This window comes from Paraburkholderia sp. RL18-085-BIA-A (assembly GCF_046027075.1).
Lineage (GTDB): Bacteria > Pseudomonadota > Gammaproteobacteria > Burkholderiales > Burkholderiaceae > Paraburkholderia.
The window spans coordinates 1-18,530 of record NZ_JARESU010000151.1 but is presented as its reverse complement, the minus strand read 5'-3'; the positions used below and the strand labels follow the sequence as shown (position 1 = coordinate 18,530).

General features: G+C 61.0%; 6 protein-coding genes and 5 pseudogenes. 4 read left to right on the top strand and 7 right to left on the bottom strand.

Features of this window, described 5'->3' with window-relative positions; all coding sequences use genetic code 11:
* Positions 1–606, bottom strand: a 606-nt coding sequence (locus P0D89_RS44315) for a cyanophycin synthetase family protein (RefSeq protein ID WP_408367986.1), incomplete at its 3' end; no start/stop codon positions are given.
* 347 nt (positions 607–953) lie between these two features.
* Between P0D89_RS44315 and P0D89_RS44310 the strand changes: the two are divergent.
* Both P0D89_RS44310 and P0D89_RS44305 read left to right on the top strand, forming a co-directional pair.
* Positions 954–1,606, top strand: a pseudogene (locus tag P0D89_RS44310) (IS6 family transposase).
* Between the two features lie 343 nt (positions 1,607–1,949).
* Positions 1,950–2,397 (top strand): annotated as a pseudogene (locus tag P0D89_RS44305) (DDE-type integrase/transposase/recombinase).
* On the opposite strand, the gene P0D89_RS44300 reads toward P0D89_RS44305, so the two are convergent.
* Entirely contained in the window at positions 2,394–2,996 is a 603-nt protein-coding gene (locus P0D89_RS44300; RefSeq protein ID WP_408367984.1) for an ANTAR domain-containing response regulator, read from the bottom strand. The pseudogene P0D89_RS44305 and the gene P0D89_RS44300 overlap by 4 nt on opposite strands.
* Before the next feature lie 1,009 nt (positions 2,997–4,005).
* Positions 4,006–4,296: pseudogene (locus tag P0D89_RS44295) on the bottom strand (transposase); the annotation flags it as partial.
* A gap of 928 nt (positions 4,297–5,224) precedes the next feature.
* Between P0D89_RS44295 and P0D89_RS44290 the strand changes: the two are divergent.
* Positions 5,225–6,481 carry a hypothetical protein gene (locus P0D89_RS44290; RefSeq protein ID WP_408367982.1) on the top strand — a complete coding sequence of 419 codons (1,257 nt, stop codon included), beginning with the start codon at positions 5,225–5,227 and terminating at the stop codon, positions 6,479–6,481.
* Between the two features lie 296 nt (positions 6,482–6,777).
* On the opposite strand, the pseudogene P0D89_RS44285 reads toward P0D89_RS44290, so the two are convergent.
* Positions 6,778–7,119 (bottom strand): annotated as a pseudogene (locus P0D89_RS44285) (rhodanese-like domain-containing protein); the annotation flags it as partial.
* A gap of 328 nt (positions 7,120–7,447) precedes the next feature.
* Between P0D89_RS44285 and P0D89_RS44280 the strand changes: the two are divergent.
* Positions 7,448–9,040 (top strand): benzoate-CoA ligase family protein, encoded by a 1,593-nt coding sequence (locus P0D89_RS44280; protein WP_408367980.1) that lies wholly within the window; start codon positions 7,448–7,450, stop codon positions 9,038–9,040.
* 80 nt (positions 9,041–9,120) lie between these two features.
* Here P0D89_RS44280 and P0D89_RS44275 read toward each other — a convergent pair whose 3' ends face one another.
* From P0D89_RS44275 to P0D89_RS44265, 3 genes and pseudogenes are all read right to left on the bottom strand, one after another.
* Complete coding sequence (locus P0D89_RS44275) at positions 9,121–10,857, bottom strand: IS1634 family transposase (protein ID WP_408367978.1); 1,737 nt, start codon at positions 10,855–10,857, stop codon at positions 9,121–9,123.
* A 443-nt stretch (positions 10,858–11,300) separates the two neighbouring features.
* A pseudogene (locus tag P0D89_RS44270) lies at positions 11,301–11,588 on the bottom strand (transposase); the annotation flags it as partial.
* A gap of 214 nt (positions 11,589–11,802) precedes the next feature.
* A complete protein-coding gene (locus tag P0D89_RS44265; protein WP_408378598.1) occupies positions 11,803–17,460 on the bottom strand; it encodes a trifunctional serine/threonine-protein kinase/ATP-binding protein/sensor histidine kinase in 5,658 nt (1,885 codons plus the stop codon).
* Positions 17,461–18,530: the final 1,070 nt, after the last annotated feature.

The window sequence follows — 18,530 nt, the reverse complement described above, 5'->3', positions numbered from 1 at the left end:
CCCATAGCCAAGTCGTATCAGGCTGTCCGCGTTCATCCGCGTACATGGAATCGCCCTGTCCGCCGCGGCTTTCATCAATGCCGCCGTGCTCGGCCCCACCTCGCGACTGCGCGCATCACGGAGAAAATCGTCGCGCTTCTGTTCGAAGTCGAACTGCGTCTCGGCATCCGTCTGCGGTTTCAACTCGGCAGGCAAGAGCTGCCCGATCAGCGCCAATGCCAGATCCCCGGCCCGCCGGCCGACGGCTTCATCATGGTATTCGTAGATGACATCGTAGTGGCCATGCGGGCCCGCAGCTCGCGTCTTGCCGAAGCTGACATCCGAACCCGCCATCTTCTGCAGTTCAATGGCTGCATGCTCCATGACATGGCCAAGCCACGTGCCATCGCCTTCGGTCATGCGCCGCACGAGTCCGCCTGGGGACTGATACGAGCAGCCATGCTGTGCGAGGCCCGGCAGACAGCCGAGCAAACTGTCTATGAATCGCTGGCCTAGCCGCCCGGTCGGCCATTCCTCCAGCACGCCCAGATCGACGGTATATCGGATGACCGGGAAATGGGCGTGAATGTTGGGGCCTTGATACGCGACGATCGACTTGACTTCCATTTGATGATCTCCTGTCGGAGTCGCATCACGTTACTCAGGAGTAGAAAAGAGCGCAGTTGCCGAGAAGACGCATGGGCGTTCCTCAATCAACTGGGGTTACTCAGAGCCATCGCCCCGTCCGGCAGATGGTCTATTAAAAATAGAGGCATTTACAGATAAAGCAAGCCGCACTATCAGTCCTCTGGTCTGTCACTACAAGCCGTCGCGGCTGGAGTCGGCGACCTGGATGCGTTTGTCGAAGCGCTTATTCCGTTCGACCCGGGCGAGGTTCAGCCGCGTTTCACAGGTGAGCGGAGGCTGTACATGGCGGCGCTTGTCAGGTTGTTCGGCCGGTCACGTAAGAGGGCGTGACGAAGAAAGCAAAATCGCTTTACCACGGTCATCGGTTCCCGGCGGCGGTCCTCTTCGAGCGCGGTGTGACTATGACGTACCAGACGATCCGATGCTGATGCGACAAGTTTGGTGAAGGCTTTGCTCACCGGGTAAAAGCGGCGCGACGCAAGCCAGGTAGTACGTGGGACCTCGACGGGATGTTCGTCACGCTGCGTGGCGAACCGTGCCTGCTGTGGCGTGTGGTCGACGAGCATGGCGCCGGACTCGACATCCTGCAACAAATGCGGCGCGACAAAGCCGCAACCAAATGCTTCTTCAGGTGTGCGATCCGTTCATGCCCGACGCCTCGCGAAATCGTCACCGATCAGCTGCGCAGCTATCGGGCGGCAAAGGCGGAAATTCCGGAACTTGCGAGCGTGAAGCATGTGTTCGTCAAGGACGGCAGTCCGGCTGAACAACCGGGCTGAGAATAGCCACCAACCAATCAACGCGTGAACGTGAGCGTCGCATGCGTGGTTTTCGAGACCCAAAACGGCCGATCCGGCAACATTTCACGCTCAAGTGGCATCTGCTGCGCGCTTCACCGTATCGCAAACAGCTGGCGGCAAGGTTCGTTGGCTGGCGCGAATTCAACCAACTCGCCCAAAATCCGTCGACCGGTTTCTAAGCGATCACCACGCCTGCCGGCTTTTCGTCTCACGCTCGGCAAGTTGACAACACCCGATCGCGCCAGCCAATAAACTCGTGTAGTTAGCCTATTGGACGCAGATTCGAGGTGCTATTTTGTGGAGTCCGAGGCTCGGCTCATTAGGCGTTAGCAGCACTCACAATGCATTTTCATATCGCCCGCACGAGCGCGGTGCACACTCGCCTGCCCGCGGTGCACGACATTGACGGCTTCGTTATCACGAAGCGGATGCACCGCGGCCATCTGCACCAAGCCGGCACGGTTGTGGTGCAATTTCGGCGCGTCGGTCTGTTACCCTTGAGCTTTCGGCGACCACGAGCCAATGAGCAAGCTGAAAGGCCTCGAATGGTTGTTCAACGGGCGTCATTTCGACCGCGATGTCATCGTCCTCTGCGGGCGTTGGTATCTGCGCTAAAAGCTCAGTCTGCGTGATTTTGTCGAGATGATGGCTGAGCGCGGCCTGTCCCTCGCCCACGCCCCGAAGGAAGTCCCTGTGGGACACTACGATCCTGCGTTGGGTGAAGCGCCACACGCCGGAGTTCGTCAAACGCTGGAATCGGTTGGCTACGACAGCCGGTCAGTCGTGGCGGGTCGACGAGACCTACGTGAAGATTCGCGGCAAATGGGCCTATCTCTACCGCGCCGTTGACCGGGCGAACGGAATTTGTATAAGCGGCTTTAGAGCTTGGCATCGATCCGGACGCGCCACGTTAGCCGGCCTGCGCGCTTCGTTCATGCGCAAAATGAACGCGAGTATTCCTGTGGGCTAAAGAGTCAGCGTTTCGTGTGCCTTGACAATCTCGCTTGCCACCACCTCGATCTGCTCACGCTTGAGCATCGCCTTTGAGCGTAGCAACTGATACGCGTGTTCTTCCGACACGCCGCGCCTTTCCATTACAAGCTGCGTGGCCTTCTGGATCACTCGAACCTTCGCTTGCTTCTTCTCGAGCCGCTCAATGTATCGATCGCGCATCCGCAATGCCTGATATTGCGTCAGCGCCACCGCAATCGCGGTCAGCAAACCGAATGAGCGGACCGGTGACAGTATCATCGCCGGCGCATTCAGGCGCAGCACCGCGTCGATGGTGATCGGGTTTTCGTGGGTCACCACTGGAATCACGGGCGGCGACTTGCCGGTTCCGAGCCACGGAAAATTGTTCGAGAGGGTCTCGGGGCGCATCGCCATCAGCACGAGCCCGGTTCCGAAGGGCAAGCAGTCGAGTGTTGGCCAGCATACCTCCACGTCGCACCCAATGCGGTGGAGTTGCGCGAGAAGCTCGTCGCCATCCTGATCCTGCGGATGAATTACAACGACTTTCAGCGAGCGCAAATCGCGCAGGATCGCAATGGTATCCGCGGTCCACTTCATCGTTCCGCCCTCGCATGTAAGCACTCACGACTTGAATCTGCGGTCCGTTCCGGCGTGTTGCGCGATATGACGCCGGGATCGGCATTCAGCTGTGAGCGCCGCAGGGCCAGAGAAGCGAGACTCGCAGCGTCGTTTGCGGGCTCGACCTCGCCTGGGTCGAATACATCGTCGAGGCCCGGAGGAAGCATGTCCGAAGTCGCATTGTGTTCAGCGTTCCAGAACGTGCCCCTCTTCGGGAAAGAGTGAAACAATAGTCGAACAACGGTAGCGGTCAAACAGGTTCTGACTTTGCGACTATTGCATACATACCGAGGAGAAGTCGACCGTACGGCGATAAACGGTCCTGCCAAGCCACGGCACGAACGTGTACTCGCCATATGAGTTGCTTCCGATATGAATCCAGTGACGAAGAACATGTGACACGACGATTCCTTGGAGACGCTAAAGAGGAAATCGGCCGGGCGGGCATCCGCAAGCGTGGTGTCGTCGTGGGGCCGAACCGCGAGCTTTCGGCTGGTGTACAGCGAACGTGTAACGATGAGAGAAGATTAGGTCGAATCGGAGGGCGAATCTACTCTACGGTTGGATATGCCAATGCCGCGTTAGCGTGCCCCGCTTATACGGGCGTATAAGCGCAGCGCGGGGTGAACGCTTACGATTGACCGCCCGTCCTCAGTAGATATCAGGACGGCGGTCCCGCAATACGTGATTGAACGCCTTCAATTGCCGGTGGCCGGCGCGCATCGGCCAGATTCACCGACGCCACCAGAATCTCTTCGCCCGTTGGACTGGCAGGACCAGCCGCCGGCCAACCTTGCGAGTCGACAATCAGGGTGCGTCCGAGAAACGGCTTGGTACTGTCACGTTCCCGGGATGTTGCCGGAAATGCAGCGACAATTGCGGGTTTCGCCCGGCGCATCCGCTCGACCGCGCTGGCACGGGACACGGCACCGGGCATCCGCAACGTGTGCTGCCGCCTCGTGATGCTGTGCCGTGAACTGAAGCTCCGTCGCCAAACGGCCGGTGAGCCACATCAATTCAACATTGCGTTGGCATTCACGTTCCCGGCGGCTGCTCGACTGAACCCGGTTCAGATAGCCATAGATATAGATCTTCTGTAGCGCTGCTGGATGATGGGACGGGCAACCTGTACTTGACGGCATTGCTCCATCGAAGCCCAGTGATGAAGGTCAAGCTCTTCAACGAACACCTCGATGATCCTGACTGGATTGTCCTCAGCAACGAAGTCATCGAGGCATTCTGGAAGCAGCGTCACCTGCTTGCGATCTTCCCCTTTTATGAATCGCCCCTCATCCGGTCACCCACGCTGAATGAGTTAATCCAGTTCAGGTGATCAGCGTGTTTTCACGCCATCTGCCGGGTCGGCCGGTGGAATTTCACCACCAGCCGCCCACAGAACCGTGCGTAAACCTCTCGATTTACACGGCTCGTCCCAGCCATCCTTTTGCCACCTCGCGATGGCAAATCGACGCGGAAAGCAACTGCTCATCCCAGTTTCCCGGTTGGCAGTAGCCTTCCTTGAGCTGAGTCATCCCCTTCGCTCCACTCGCATTACGCGAGCTTCAACACTACTACGGGATGATCCGCCCCCTTCATATGCATCGGTACTTTCCCCCTTCGTGGGTCCCACTTATAAGGTTTTCCCTTGGCATCACATGAAGAGTTCCCAAGTTCCGGACCCGAGCCCGGATTAGAGTCACGCCGCCTATACACCGGACACCACATGGCCAATAAGCAGGTTCCCGCCACGCTGATCCTGGGAGTGGGAGGCGCTCCCAGTTTTGATGCCATCTACCTCTTTCGATGCGTCGTCAGCGGTTCACTTGCGTTCGTCTCTCTAATCCATACATGACGTGTTTGATCACGCCTTTTAACCGTAACGTTCACCACCGCAGCGTTTCCGACTGAAGCAGCTTACGGCTGTTTGACATCTGCTCCTGCAAGCCGATATCAGAGGGCCTTCCTCCATCTCGGGTACAGCATCGCGTTCAAATTACAAACGCGTTCATGGCACAACGACCCACAACGGACAGCCCAGCTTTCCGGACAGCGGACGTTCACGGACAGCGCCTTCACCCAGTGAAAGCCCCGGTCACCATAGTGTTTCGCAATAGTTTGTCAAGGTTGTAACCGACCGGAAAGTTGAACTAGAAATGCCCCAATAGGACAAAAGTGCTTCGAGTCATTTCATAGAGCGACGATTAGATATGGCGATGATCAACACAGCTGGCCGAGAACAGGAGTTCGTTCGGTCGCTCGGTGCTTTTGAGGAAATCTACTGGCGCTTCAGCCAATCCGGTCCCCGCGGATTCGCTTACGCGATGGAGGTCGATGGGCGTACGTCAATCAACTCGTGGAGAGACGCACTCGACGCACTCCAACAAAGCCAGCCACTTTTTTCTGTCTCCATTGACACCATTGCGGGTGGGATCCCGTTCTTCCGGCGCGTGGACAACGCGCCCATTCCACTGCGCGTCGTGGAAGAGCATGCCGGCGGGAGCTGGCAGGCGGAGATGGCCCGGGAACTCTACACTCCTTTCTCGGGCAACGAGACGCCGCTTCTGCGTGGCGTCCTCGTTCGCCGGCCGGACCGTTCGGTCTTCATAATTTGCGCGCATCACTCTATCTCCGATGGCATGTCCATGTCCGCTGCCATGTGCGACTTGTTCAGAGCGCTAACGGGAGATGCGCTCGACCGGCATCCGCTTCTTCCGGCACTCGAGGAGCAGCTTGGAATAGCCCGCGCGCCGCTGCGCACGCCGCTGCCGGAGACGTTGCCGGCAGGTCCTCCCGTAGCCTTCCGCGGACCGGATCCGGCGCCTCCAGAAATTAGCAACCTGGCGCTCAGTGCGGATCTTACGTGCACGCTCGCCGAGCGCGCCCGGATTGAGCGAACAACTGTGCATGGCGCTCTCTGTTCAGCGGTCCTTCACGCCGGTCGCTCGCTTTCGGCTGAATGGCAGGAAAAACCTGTGCGCATCTTCTCCAACATCGACTGCCGAAAAGAAGCCGGAGTCGGCAGGGCCTCAGCCATGTATTTCGGCGCGGGGATCCTTTCCGTTGAGGCGGCTGCCTTACACGATTTTTGGGTCACAGCGCGCCGCTTCACAACTGCTCTCGCCAGCCAGAAGTCACGCGAAGCCTTGCAGGGTGCGGCTATGGCCATGACCGATGCCGTAGTGAGGGGAATGGATGTGCAGGCCACTCTTGACTTTCTCGCAAATGGGCTTTCCTTCGAAGCCATTATCTCGAACATTGGAAGGATCGGCTTCGACGGAGGAACAAAAGACCTCACATTGAGATCGATCTGGGGGTCCGCTTTCTTGACGGGCGTCGTGGACGAGCAGATCATCGGCATCGGGACACTCAACGGCCACTTGAACATGCTTTATACGAGCTACACTCCGATGAAGGGCTTCCTGGCGAAAGTCGAGGCGCTACTTCGTGTGGCCTGCGGCCATTAGCGCGCACGCGAGAACGCGAAAAATCCGGGGGCGAGTACAGACCTACAACCTTCCGTTGCTCGCCATGGCGGAGGAAAATTCATCGGCATGCCATCCTCGTTCACCGTTTGCTGGCCGCCGAAACGGTTTAACTGGGGGCCCAGTTCGAACGACCGCAAGTGGCCGCACGCAGTCGGATGATGGCCGACGCAGATCGACCGGTTGAATCCGCGGGCGCAGCGGTCATTCATCCGTTCGAGTCGGTCGGCAGGTCATCGGCCGATATGAGCCTTTGGTCCGCGTCTTTGATCGGCAGGCTAATCGGCCAAAACGTAGGCTGGTTGGCTGGAAGTTCGCCATCGTCGATGAGGCGGCCACATGCCAGCGTTTTCGACGCGGCCTTCTGAACGCCAGCGGAGCATGCCGCCGGCGAGGTTAGCGACGCCCTCGAGTCCGGACTGCCGTAGCGTAACCGTCGCTTGTGCCGACCGCCCGCGGGCTCGGCAGACCGTCACGATCGGGCGTTCCTTCGTGAGTTCAGCGGGCCGCCCCGCCGGCTCACCGAGTGAAATGCGCATGGCTTCGGGAATACGCCCCAGCGGTCCCTCGAACTCGTCAGGCTCACGCACGTCGATGATCTGGACCGCACGGAGATTTTCCTACCGGTGACGTGATCGTGATTGAGCGTGACATGCGTTAGTCGGCTTTGGCGTGCTGCCAACGTGCGTGCACGCCGACTAGCCGGCCACGCATGCGCACTCGGCGGCAAGGCGCCAAAGTAAGAAAAGGGACTTCATTGCAAACTTGTAATGGGCTCGTCCGTTTTGCGTTAGCTACTAGTTGGTATCGTCAAAGGGCGTTCCGTAGTTGCATCATGATCAGCCATGCACGAGGCGGCGTACCGGGTGCCACAGACCGATTAGAGCCGGCCCGCGACAAACTCGACGCGGATCGAACCCAGGGCGCCCCCAATCCTTCGAGGTAAACATGGAAGCCCTGCTAGAATCGCTGGCGAACCAGGCGTCATTGAATGTCGAACCACCGCCTGCGCAATTCAATTTCGCGTCACACTTGTTCCGCATCAATCAGAGTCGGGCGGACAAGCTGGCCTATATCGACGACGCCGGCGTGACCACCTATGGTCAGCTTGAAGATCGTGCCCGACGCTTTGCGAGCGCCCTGCATTCGCTCGGCATTCGTCCTGAAGAGCGCCTCCTGCTGGCGATGCTGGATACGGTCGAACTTCCGATTGCATTTCTGGGTGCGCTCTATGCGGGTGTGGTGCCGGTCGTGGTCAATACGCTGTTGACGTCATCCGACTATGCCCACGTCTTGACGCACAGTCGCGCCCGCGCGGTGATAGCGTCCGGCGCTGTGCTGCCAACCGTCGCCCAGGGCCTCACCGACGCCGAGCACAACGGCTGCATCCTGATCGTATCTCAGCCCGCCGATGCGGAGTTGCCCTCCGAGCGCGTATTTACCAAGCTGATCGAGCACGCGAAGCCCGCCGAGAACGCGGTGTCCAGCAGTGGCGATGACATTGCGTTCTGGCTCTACTCATCCGGCTCGACGGGCAAGCCCAAAGGCACCGTACACACGCACGCGAATCTATACTGGACCGCAGAGCTGTACGCCAAGCCGATCCTCGGGATCACCGTACAGGATGTCGTGTTCTCCGCGGCCAAGTTCTTCTTCGCCTACGGGCTGGGCAACGCCCTGACATTCCCCCTGTCGGTCGGCGCAACGGCGGTCCTGATGGCGGAGCGCCCCACCGCCGACGCCGTGTACGCGCGCCTGGTGCGCCATCGTCCGACAATTTTCTTCGGTGTGCCGACGCTATACGCCAGCATGATGGCCTCACCCGGGCTGCCCGCACGTGCCGACGTCGCATTGCGCATCTGCACATCGGCCGGCGAAGCACTGCCGCGCCAAATCGGCGAGCGCTTCACCGCCCATTTCGGGTGCGAAATCCTCGACGGCATCGGGTCGACCGAGATGCTGCACATCTTTTTATCGAATCGTGTCGGCCACGTCGAATACGGCACTACCGGTACGCCGGTGCCCGGTTATGCGGTCGAATTGCGCGACGAAACCGGCCAGCCGGTGCCCGACGGTGAGATCGGTGATCTCTACGTCAAAGGGCCGAGCGCGGCGCTGATGTACTGGTGCAATCGCGAGAAGTCGCGCGCAACGTTCCTCGGCGAATGGCTTCGCAGCGGCGACAAGTATTGCCGGTTGCCAAACGGCTGCTACGTCTATGCGGGCCGCAGCGACGACATGCTGAAGGTGAGCGGGCAATATGTTTCGCCGGTTGAAGTCGAAATGGTGCTGGCCGAGCATGACGCAGTGCTCGAAGCGGCAGTCGTCGGGGTCGATCACGATGGCCTGGTCAAGACACGCGCATATGTCGCGCTCAAGCAGCATGTCAGCGCGTCCGAGCTGCTGGCCGATGAACTGAAGGCATTTGTGAAGGAACGGCTCGCGCCACACAAGTATCCGCGCGATATCGTGTTCATCGACGATCTGCCCAAGACGGCAAACGGTAAGATCCAGCGCTTCAAATTGCGCGATCAGCTCTAAACCGAAGTTCCAGTAGCGGCGGGGCGAGTTTGCCCTTGTGCCACAAGCAGTTGGGGTGAGTTCGGGGTTCCGGTTTCTGTCTACGGCCGGATCTGCTTGATCAAATCGAGTGCATGGCGCTGCGTCGCGTTGGGCGTGGTGACGATGTCGAATGTCGGCGCCTCAGGGCCGACTCCGGGTGTGTGGCAGGTGTTGCGCACGATGCTACCCAGCTCAGCCATCAGTGTAGAGAAGCTGTGTGCGGGCGTGCCATCGTTCACGGTGCAGCTGGCCAATTTTTCCTGCGCCTGCTGTGAGCGCTGCGCCGGCGCCACCGGGTCGCGCGTGGCCTTGGCCGCCTGGTCGGTGTCGGCGAACATCAGTTCACGCCAGGCTTCGCGCATGTGCCACTCCACGTAGTACGCGAGCATCCACAGCAGGATGTGCGCACGCACCCGATCAGCCGTGCGGTGGTGGATCGGTCGCACCTTCAGGTCCATCGTCTTCAGGCTGCGGAACGCGCGCTCCACGTTGGCCAGCGCCTTGTAGTTGCGCACGCAGTCGGCCGCCTCCATGCGCGCGGCATCGACCGAGGTGCGGATGATGTAGATGCCGTCCAGCGCGGCCTCGGCGGCGATCGCCTCGTGCTTGCGCGCGAACGTGAAGCGGTCGTCGTCAATGTCCAATTCGAAGTGCTTGGCTACCTTGTACTGGTTGATCACCTTGCCCACGCGCAGAGCGATCGCATTGGAGCCCTTGAGCCTGCCCGCGTCCACGCGATCCTTGATCTGCTGCAGGTTGCGCTCGGTGGCGCTGAGTAGCTCCTGGCGCTTGTGCGCGCGCAGCGCCGCTAGCTGCGGATTGCGGCAAGCCACCAGCCGCTCGCCCGGATATTGCGGCGAAGCGATCTCCAACAGGTTGCGCTCATCGAACAGCCCCAGCTGCAGTTGGCCCTGCTCAACCGGTGTGCGGATCGAAGCGCTCTTCAGTGCCGTGATCCAATCGACGCCCGACATCTCGCGCAGCTGGGCGATCGAGGCGTTGCCGATCATGCCGCGGTCGCCCACCATCACCAGCCGCTCGATGCCGAAGCGCTCACGCAGGCGCTGCACCTCGGGCAAGAAGGTGGCGCTGTCAGCCACGTTGCCCTCATGCACCGACACCGCCACTGGGCAGCCGCGTGCATCGGTTAGCAGCCCGTAGTTGACTTGCAGTAACCCCTTCTTGCCGTCGCGGTTGTGGCCCAGCCGAGCCAGCGGGCAGGTGGTCCCCTCGAAGTAGCTGGAACTCAGGTCGTACAGCACCAGGCCGCCGGCGCTCAAATGCCGCGCGGCGAGCTTCTTCTGAATCATGTCCTGGCGCGCGAGCAGCCAGTCCATCGCCGCGTACCGGTCGTCCTCGTTGGCGTCGGCCACGCCGAAGTCTGTCGCCAGTGTGGTGGTGTGCCACCAGCGCGTGGTGGCCAGCTTTGTGCGCGGCGCCACGATGCGCGCGGCCACCATCGCCAGCACCTGTTCACGCTCACGTGAGGGCGTGCTACCCAGCAGCGCTGCGAGCCCCAAGCGCTGCATCGCCAACTCAACGGCGTACACATGGCCGTGAGCGAGTGAGCCGGTGACCTCGAACGCCTGGCCCAGCGGCACGAACGTCTCGCCTTGCAGCGAGCGCCGAATGATGTCGATCAGCGGTTCCGGCAGATGAGACAGGTTGCCCAGCGTCTCGTTCTTGACCTTGCCATCCTCGCGGTAGCTACGCCGCAGCAGGTGCGTGTAGTACACCTTGCCCTTGTAGGCGCGCGATGTGGTGACGACGTGAGCGGTTCCGGTTCGGGATGCCATGCAGAAAAACATAGGCAATCAAACGCAGCATGTCAAGAAATTTAGTGACTACACGCGGAAGCAAATAAAAGCGCCCGAAAGGCGCCAATGTTCAGCAACCACGCGAACTTGCGGCCGCGTGATCACTACGAGAAAGCGGGGGAACTTCGGTCTAAAGGTGGTCCATGCACAATTCCGCAACCACGGCAACGACAACGAACACTGAAATCGCGGAGCTTGCTGCCGCGACGAAGCAAATACCGGCCGCTGCTTGTCGATGGACCGATGACCGCTTCATAGGCCGACGACGCGCCGGACAGGAGTGTCGCGCGAAGTCCCTTGGGTGTGGCCGACGTTCAAATGGCCGCGCGAAAGCCCGGGCGAACGGCCGTAGATGGCGTGCGCCGTGCAAAGGCGGCGCTTTCCTGCGGGTGTAAGTCCCGCCCGGCAACCGCTCCAGCCTAGCTTTGGCGGTTGGCCAGTTCCACGGCGAGCACCTGGCAGTGGCCTTCCCAGTTGATGCCGATGGCCATCAGTACCGCCTGGGAGCGGATCACCCCTGATTCACGCACCTTCTCGTAGCGCGCGTCGACGATCAGGTACGGATACGCTTCCTCCAGCGGCCGGTGGGCGAACTTCGCCAGCGTCGCGTCCAGCCCCTTGTTAATCGCCGAAATTGCCGAGGCCGAGAAGCTGTGACCGCATAGCTCTTCCGTAATCGCCTTCACCTTGCGCGTGGACACCCCCTGCACGGCCTTCATCTGGTCCAGGTCGCCGGCCACCAGCGCTTCCGCTGGCGGCCTGTTCGTACTATGCTTGGTTGTGGCCCTGGCGTAAGCCCTCCCGAGGGCACATTGGCGAACTGGACATTCATCAACTTACACCACGCCCCCCTTCCTGCCCTCAGCTTTTCCGCCCATCTCTCAGCACACTACCCCTTCTGCGAAAACCGGCACCGCCTCTCCGTCACGACGCGGTCTCGCCAATCGAAGGCAGACTAAACTGGAAAGTCGCACCGTGCCCGGCATTGCTGGACGCCCACAGCCGCCCTCCGTGGGCTTCGATGATCGAGCGGCAGATCGACAATCCCATGCCCATTCCGTTGGACTTCGTCGTGAAGAAAGGCTCGAACAGCCGATTCGCGTTTTTTGGATCGATGCCCGTGCCAGAGTCCTGTACCGCGACGACCACGTGCCCGTCGTTATCCCAACGGGACTCGATCAGTAGGTCACGTGCGTCGTCGCCGATGTCAGCCATCGCCTGGATTCCGTTGACGACCAGATTGATGAGCACCTGCTGAAGCTGTACCCGATCGCCGAGCAGGGGAGGCATTTCTGAGGCGAGCTTGAGTCGCAACGAAATCCGATGATTCGAGACTTCGCGCTGAACCATGAGCACAACTTCATTGACCACATCGTTGAGTTCCAGTTGCGTCTTCCGCGGGACATCCCCTTTGATGAGCGAGCGGACACGCAGGACAATTTCGCTCGCACGCCTGCCTTCGGCGATCATATGCTCCACGCAGGCCCGCACCTCCTCCGGCTGCGGTGTCCTGTGGCCGAGCCATCGCAGACAGGCTTCGCCGCTGGTCACGATCGCACCGAGCGGCTGCCCTAGTTCGTGGGCGATGGATGCACTCAGTTCCCCAAGGGTTGTCACGCGAGTTGCATGAGCGAGTTCCGCCTGCAACGCCAGCAACTGCTCTTCCGCCCGCTTCGCCTCGAACCGCCGGGTTGCAAGCTCCGCCTCGGCCTTCTTGCGTTCGGTCAGGTCGAGCACGAAGGCCACGCCGTTTTCCTGCGAGCCTTCCAGTAGCGCCGCGTTAACGAGAACCGGGATGCGCCGGCCGTCCTTGCGGATGTATTCTTTCTCACGGGGCTGGCAAGTCTCCCCAAGCCGGAGCATTTCAAGTGCGTGCGCATCGACGGCGCGATATTCCGGTGGCGTCATGTCGGCCCATCCGACGTGGCCCGAGAGCAGATCTTGTCGCGAGTAGCCTACGATCCGAAGAAACTCGTCGTTCGCGTCAGTGGCCATACCGGTCACGTTCCAGAAGAACAGTCCGATGATGTTCGACTCGACGAGTCGCCGGATGCGAGCTTCCCGCTCGCGCAGTTCCTCCTCGGCAAGCTTGCGCTCCCTATTCTCCCGCTGCAGATCGGCATAGAGCAGCGCGTTCTCCAGCGAGATTGCCGCCTGCGAGGCCAGCAGTTCCAGCACGGTCATGCGTTCGGGCGTGAACGCATGCGTGGCCAGGCTGTTCTCCAGGTACAATAACCCGATCAACTCGGCGCGCCGCATGATCGGCAGGCACAACACCGATTTCGGTTGCCGGCGGGCAAAGTAGACGTCTGTCGAAAACGGGTTCGATTGCGTCGCATCGGCCAGCAGCACCTGTTCATGGCTGCGCCGGACATAGTTGATGATCGATGCCGGCCACGCCGGTTCAGGTAGCGCCGATGCGGGTCCCTGGTTCACGTGTGACCGCACGTGAATCGTCTGTTGCTCGACGCTCGCTTCGGCCGCGAGGTCCAGGCGCTCGTTACGGGCGAGCAGCAGCTGGCCCGTCTGCGCGCCAGCATTTTCGAGCAGAACGTGCATCAACGTGTCGACCAGGTCCTCCAGCACGATCTGGCTCGAGATGGCCTGCGAGGCCTTGGCGACCGAGAGCAGATCCAGTTGCGCGACGTTGCCATGCGTTGTGGCAGACCTCGATTCCGACAGTGAGGCCGACGATAAAGCTAACGGTGCGCGCAGCGGCGGCATGCGCGCGTCAAGCTGCCGGACCTTGCCGTCGGCGCCCCAACGCATAAAGCAGTTGCGCGCTTCGCCAAGATGGGCGCGACCGGCTGTCGTCAATCCGCGGCGAATACAAAATCTGGCGGCCAACTCATGCGCGATGCCTTCGTTCTGGACGAAGCGTTGCTCGCTGGCCGCGTTAATGGCCTCTTCGTACAGACGCAAGGCATCGGCGTCTCGCCCTTCGATGCGGGCGATCTCGGCCGACACCAGGGCGTGCTTGTGGGCGAACGTCGGAGCATAGTTGTCGGCCCACTCGCGCAGTTGTTCGCGATGCGCTGTCAGGAGGTCGCGCCACCCGGCTTGCTCATCGGCGGATGCGTTCTCATAGAGCGCGGATACCGTCAGCGCGGCGTAATAAAAGTAGTCGAGCCAGGGAATCAGGCCGACCAGGGAGAAAAGCAACGCCTTCGCCCTGTTGGCTGCCGCGAGCGCTTCGGCGTACTCGCCCGACAGGAACCGCGCCTGCAGTTTGATGATCCAGTATCCGCAGACCAACGAGCTCATCCGGTCGTCCGTCAGTTGTGCCTCGAACGCCGCCTCGTCGAACTGCGTGTCGCTGAAAGTGGCGAAGGTCGCGGTCCGCCCCTGCATCGTCGCGATGAAGCGTTGCTGACTCACGATGAGGTCCGCGGTGTCGTGAAACCGGGCTTTTCGCAGGAAGTCCAGGGCCCGCTCCGACTCGCGCCACACCCCGTCGAGCGGATCGTCTCGTTCGAGAAGGCATGTAACAGATTGGTACATGCTGTAGCAAGCCGTCGTAAGATCGCCCGTCTCGGTTGCGGTGCGAAAGGCTGACCGATGGAAATCGAGTGCGCTCGCGATTGGCTGCGTCCAGAACGCAACTCGTCCCATCGCAATATGGACCTTGGCCTGATCGGCGAGGAAGCCGTGTTTTTCGACCAGGTCACAGGCGAGCCTGGCGAAACGGTAACCGTCGCGGTAACGGTGAAACACCGGGCCGAGGATGAACCCGACACCGGTGCAGGCGTGCGCCGCCGCGCCGCTCATGCCGTGCTTCAGGCTGATGTTCACCATCCGGCACAGGTGCAGGCAAAGCAGATTGGGGTCGGTAAAGTAGGCGGCTTCCAGGAGGATCGAGAGTTGACGCATCGCGGCCTGGAGTTCCGGATCGGTCATCAGCGGCAGGTCGATCAGGTCCTCGATCGGGCGTCCCCCCAGGTTGAGCCAGAAGGTTTCGTATTCGGCCTGGACCTGCTCCCAGGTCGGGTGTGCCGCAAGGTCGACGCCGAACAGGCGCAGACAGGTAAGTGCGCTGTCGACGGCCTGCGGGCTTTCCGACTTCGCAAGATGCAACAGAACCTTTAGATGGTAGACGGCCGCCACGTCGACTTTTGACGCCCCGTGCCGCAATAACTCCGCGATCAGTCGCTCGGCCTGGTCGAAGTCGCCGGTCAGAAACGCGCAGTCCGCGCGCTCGAGCCACAGGCTGAACATCAGTTCGTACCGGCTGCCCCAGTCGCTGTCGTCGAGCAGTTCCATGCCGGCCGTCAGGTACACGCACGCCGAGGCATAGGCCGCCGATGCCTTGGCCCGGCGCCCGGCACGCAGGTTGAGCGCCGCCACCTGCGCTCTCTCGTCCCGGTCATCCAGCAGTGCAGCGCCCCGATTGAACTGGTTCGCGACATCGAACACATGCCTGGCGAGTTCGTCTGCCGTCAGGTTCGCCCACAGCGCGCGGCCGATGAACAGGTGAGCGCCGGCACGGGATGCTTGCGGAATCAGGGAATAAGCGGCCTGCTGGATCCGGTCGTGCAGGAACTTGCCGCTGCCGCCGGGGCGCACGATTAAGTTTTCGCGCACCGCTGCCGCGAGCCCTTGATCCACCTCGGCCTCGAGCTCAGCGTCACGGAGGCACTGCCGCGCTGGCGCTTTTGACTGGTCACCTGGAAGCGCGCTGACCAGCGCGAGATGGCGCAGCGAGAAGGTGTTGCCCAGGCAAGCGGCCCACCGCAGCGCTTTCTGCGCTGGACCTGGCAGTTGACGCAGCTTGTCCACCATCAGGTCGACGACGTTGTCGGCGAAGTCCTTCGCCTTGATCTGATCCAGGCCCCACTGCCAGGCCCGGTGTTGCGTGTCATGCCGCAACAACCCCTCCTTATGCAGCGTATCCAGGAACTGGATAAAGAAGAACGGGTTGCCCTCGGTACGCTCACAGACCAGCCGCGTTAGCGGCTCGCAGGTGGCGGGTGACGCATGGAGCGTGTCGGCGACCAGTTGGTTCAGATGCACGACCGACAGCGGCGCGAGTTTGAGGTCCGTCACTGGCGCGCCACTGTGGCGGATCGTCTCGAGGGTGGTCACGAGCGGATGCGATGCACTGACTTCGTTATCGCGATAGGCGCCGATCAGCAGCAGATATCGCGTGTCCGGATGCGTGACCAGGTGCTCGATGAGCGTCAGGCTGGCGGCATCGATCCACTGCAAATCGTCCAGGAAAAGGACCAGCGGATGGTCCTCGCTCGTGAACGCCGTCATGAATTGACGGAACACCATCCGGAACCGGTTTTGCGCCTCGGTCGGCGGCAGCGCCGGGGCGACCTGTTGCGGGCCGATGATCAGTTCGACCTGGGGCAGCACATCGACAATAAGCTGGCCATTCACCCCGACCGCGGTCTGAATCTGTTGCCGCCAGCCGGCGATGCGCGTCTCGCTTTCTGCCAGCAGTTGCCGCGCCAGTTCGCGAAACGCTTGCGTGATGGTGGCATACGGAACATCGCGCTGGTACTGATCGAACTTGCCGGCAATGAAATAGCCATGCTTTGCGACAATCGGCTGGCGCAACGCATCGACCAGCGCCGACTTGCCGATGCCCGAGTACCCGGAGACGGTCACCAGAGCCGCCTGGCCGGTGGCCGCCATGTGTTCGAATGCAGCGAGGAGCCAAGTCGCTTCCTCTTCGCGTCCGTAAAGTTTGTGCGGGACCTGGAAGCGCTCCGACAGATCGTCCATGCCGAGCGGGAACGGCTTGATCCGGCCCGACACCCGCGGTTGCGCGAGACACCGATCGAGATCGGCGCGTAGCCCGTGCCAACTCTGGTAACGGTCTTCCGGTAGCTTGGCCAACAATTTCATCACGATATCCGACACCGGTTGCGGCACCTCCGACACGATCTCATGGGGCGCGGGCGGCAGGCGGGCGATATGGCAATGCGCCCATTCCAGTGGATCGTTCGCGTGGAACGGCAACTGTCCGGTCAGCATACGAAAGAGCAACACGCCCATCGAATAGCAATCGCTCCGGTGATCCACCGGACGATTCATGCGACCCGTTTGCTCGGGGGACACATACGCCCAATCGCCCACGGATACCACAACGTCCTCGGACGAGGCCGTGTTGTGTTCCAGAGTCGTCGCGAGGCTGAAGTCGACCAGCAGAACCTCGCCAGTTTCTGGCGCGACCAGAATATTGGCGGGCCGGATATCGCAATGGATGACCCGGGCGGCTTCGATCCCCGCCAACGTATCGGCAAGATGGCGGGCGATACGCAGGCAAACATCGAGGTCCATGTGCGGCGCACGATCCAGAACGACGTCGAGCGACTCGCCTGCGAAGTCCTCCAGGACCAGCGCCAGGCCGCCGCGCTCATCGATCAGCGCCAGCGGTTTGGCAGTGCCGGCGACATTCAGGGATTGCAGCAGCAGGTATTCGCGCTTCAAACGAGCGGAGTGGGCTGCGTCGGCGTTTTCCGCAGGAAGCTTCAACAGCACCGGCATCCCATCCGTCAAGCGGCGGGCACGGTAGAGGTCGGAGCCGGCAGTCGCGCAGATCCGCTCAAAGGTCTGACAGTTCGCGATGACCATGACCCTCTCCTTTGTCCGCTGCGCCCGAGCCTGACTCCGACGCGCGTCGATTTCGCTGTTGCATGGAGCGTAGGGTCCGAGCGACTTGATAACTAGTCTACTCGGTCCACGCCCTCACAAAATCGCACGTGGCAGCGTACGCTCCGCCCGGTTCGCCCAACCTCACCATCATTCCCCGGTCCGCGCGAACATTTCCCACAGCGCTACAGTTCCGGCCGCATTGGGCCGCCCGCGGTTTGCCGGGTCGGCCGGTGGAATTTCACCACCAGCCGCCCACAGAACCGTGCGTAAACCTCTCGATTTACACGGCTCGTCCCAGCCATCCTTTTGCCACCTCGCGATGGCAAATCGACGCGGAAAGCAACTGCTCATCCCAGTTTCCCGGTTGGCAGTAGCCTTCCTTGAGCTGAGTCATCCCCTTCGCTCCACTCGCATTACGCGAGCTTCAACACTACTACGGGATGATCCGCCCCCTTCATATGCATCGGTACTTTCCCCCTTCGTGGGTCCCACTTATAAGGTTTTCCCTTGGCATCACATGAAGAGTTCCCAAGTTCCGGACCCGAGCCCGGATTAGAGTCACGCCGCCTATACACCGGACACCACATGGCCAGTAAGCAGGTTCCCGCCACGCTGATCCTGGGAGTGGGAGGCGCTCCCAGTTTTGATGCCATCTACCTCTTTCGATGCGTCGTCAGCGGTTCACTTGCGTTCGTCTCTCTAATCCATACATGACGTGTTTGATCACGCCTTTTAACCGTAACGTTCACCACCGCAGCGTTTCCGACTGAAGCAGCTTACGGCTGTTTGACATCTGCTCCTGCAAGCCGATATCAGAGGGCCTTCCTCCATCTCGGGTACAGCATCGCGTTCAAATTACAAACGCGCTCATGGCACAACCTCCCTTCAGTCTTTCCGACACTTCCCGCACGCTTTTCACTGCGAGATCGCAGTCCTGCCGACAAGCGCAAGGGCTGTACGACCCGAGTTGTGCCGGTCACAGTCGTCTGTTGAAAGTCGGCCCTTCCCTCGTGAGCGGACGTCTGCGAATGGATTGCGAAGGACCGTTC

Bases quoted from the DNA above. Each gene is read 5' to 3' on its own strand.
- P0D89_RS44300 (WP_408367984.1), bottom strand. From the start codon at position 2,996: ATGAAGTGGACCGCGGATACCATTGCGATCCTGCGCGATTTGCGCTCG.
- P0D89_RS44290 (WP_408367982.1), top strand. From the start codon at position 5,225: ATGGCGATGATCAACACAGCTGGCCGAGAACAGGAGTTCGTTCGGTCG.
- P0D89_RS44280 (WP_408367980.1), top strand. From the start codon at position 7,448: ATGGAAGCCCTGCTAGAATCGCTGGCGAACCAGGCGTCATTGAATGTC.
- P0D89_RS44275 (WP_408367978.1), bottom strand. From the start codon at position 10,857: ATGGCATCCCGAACCGGAACCGCTCACGTCGTCACCACATCGCGCGCC.
- P0D89_RS44265 (WP_408378598.1), bottom strand. From the start codon at position 17,460: ATGGTCATCGCGAACTGTCAGACCTTTGAGCGGATCTGCGCGACTGCC.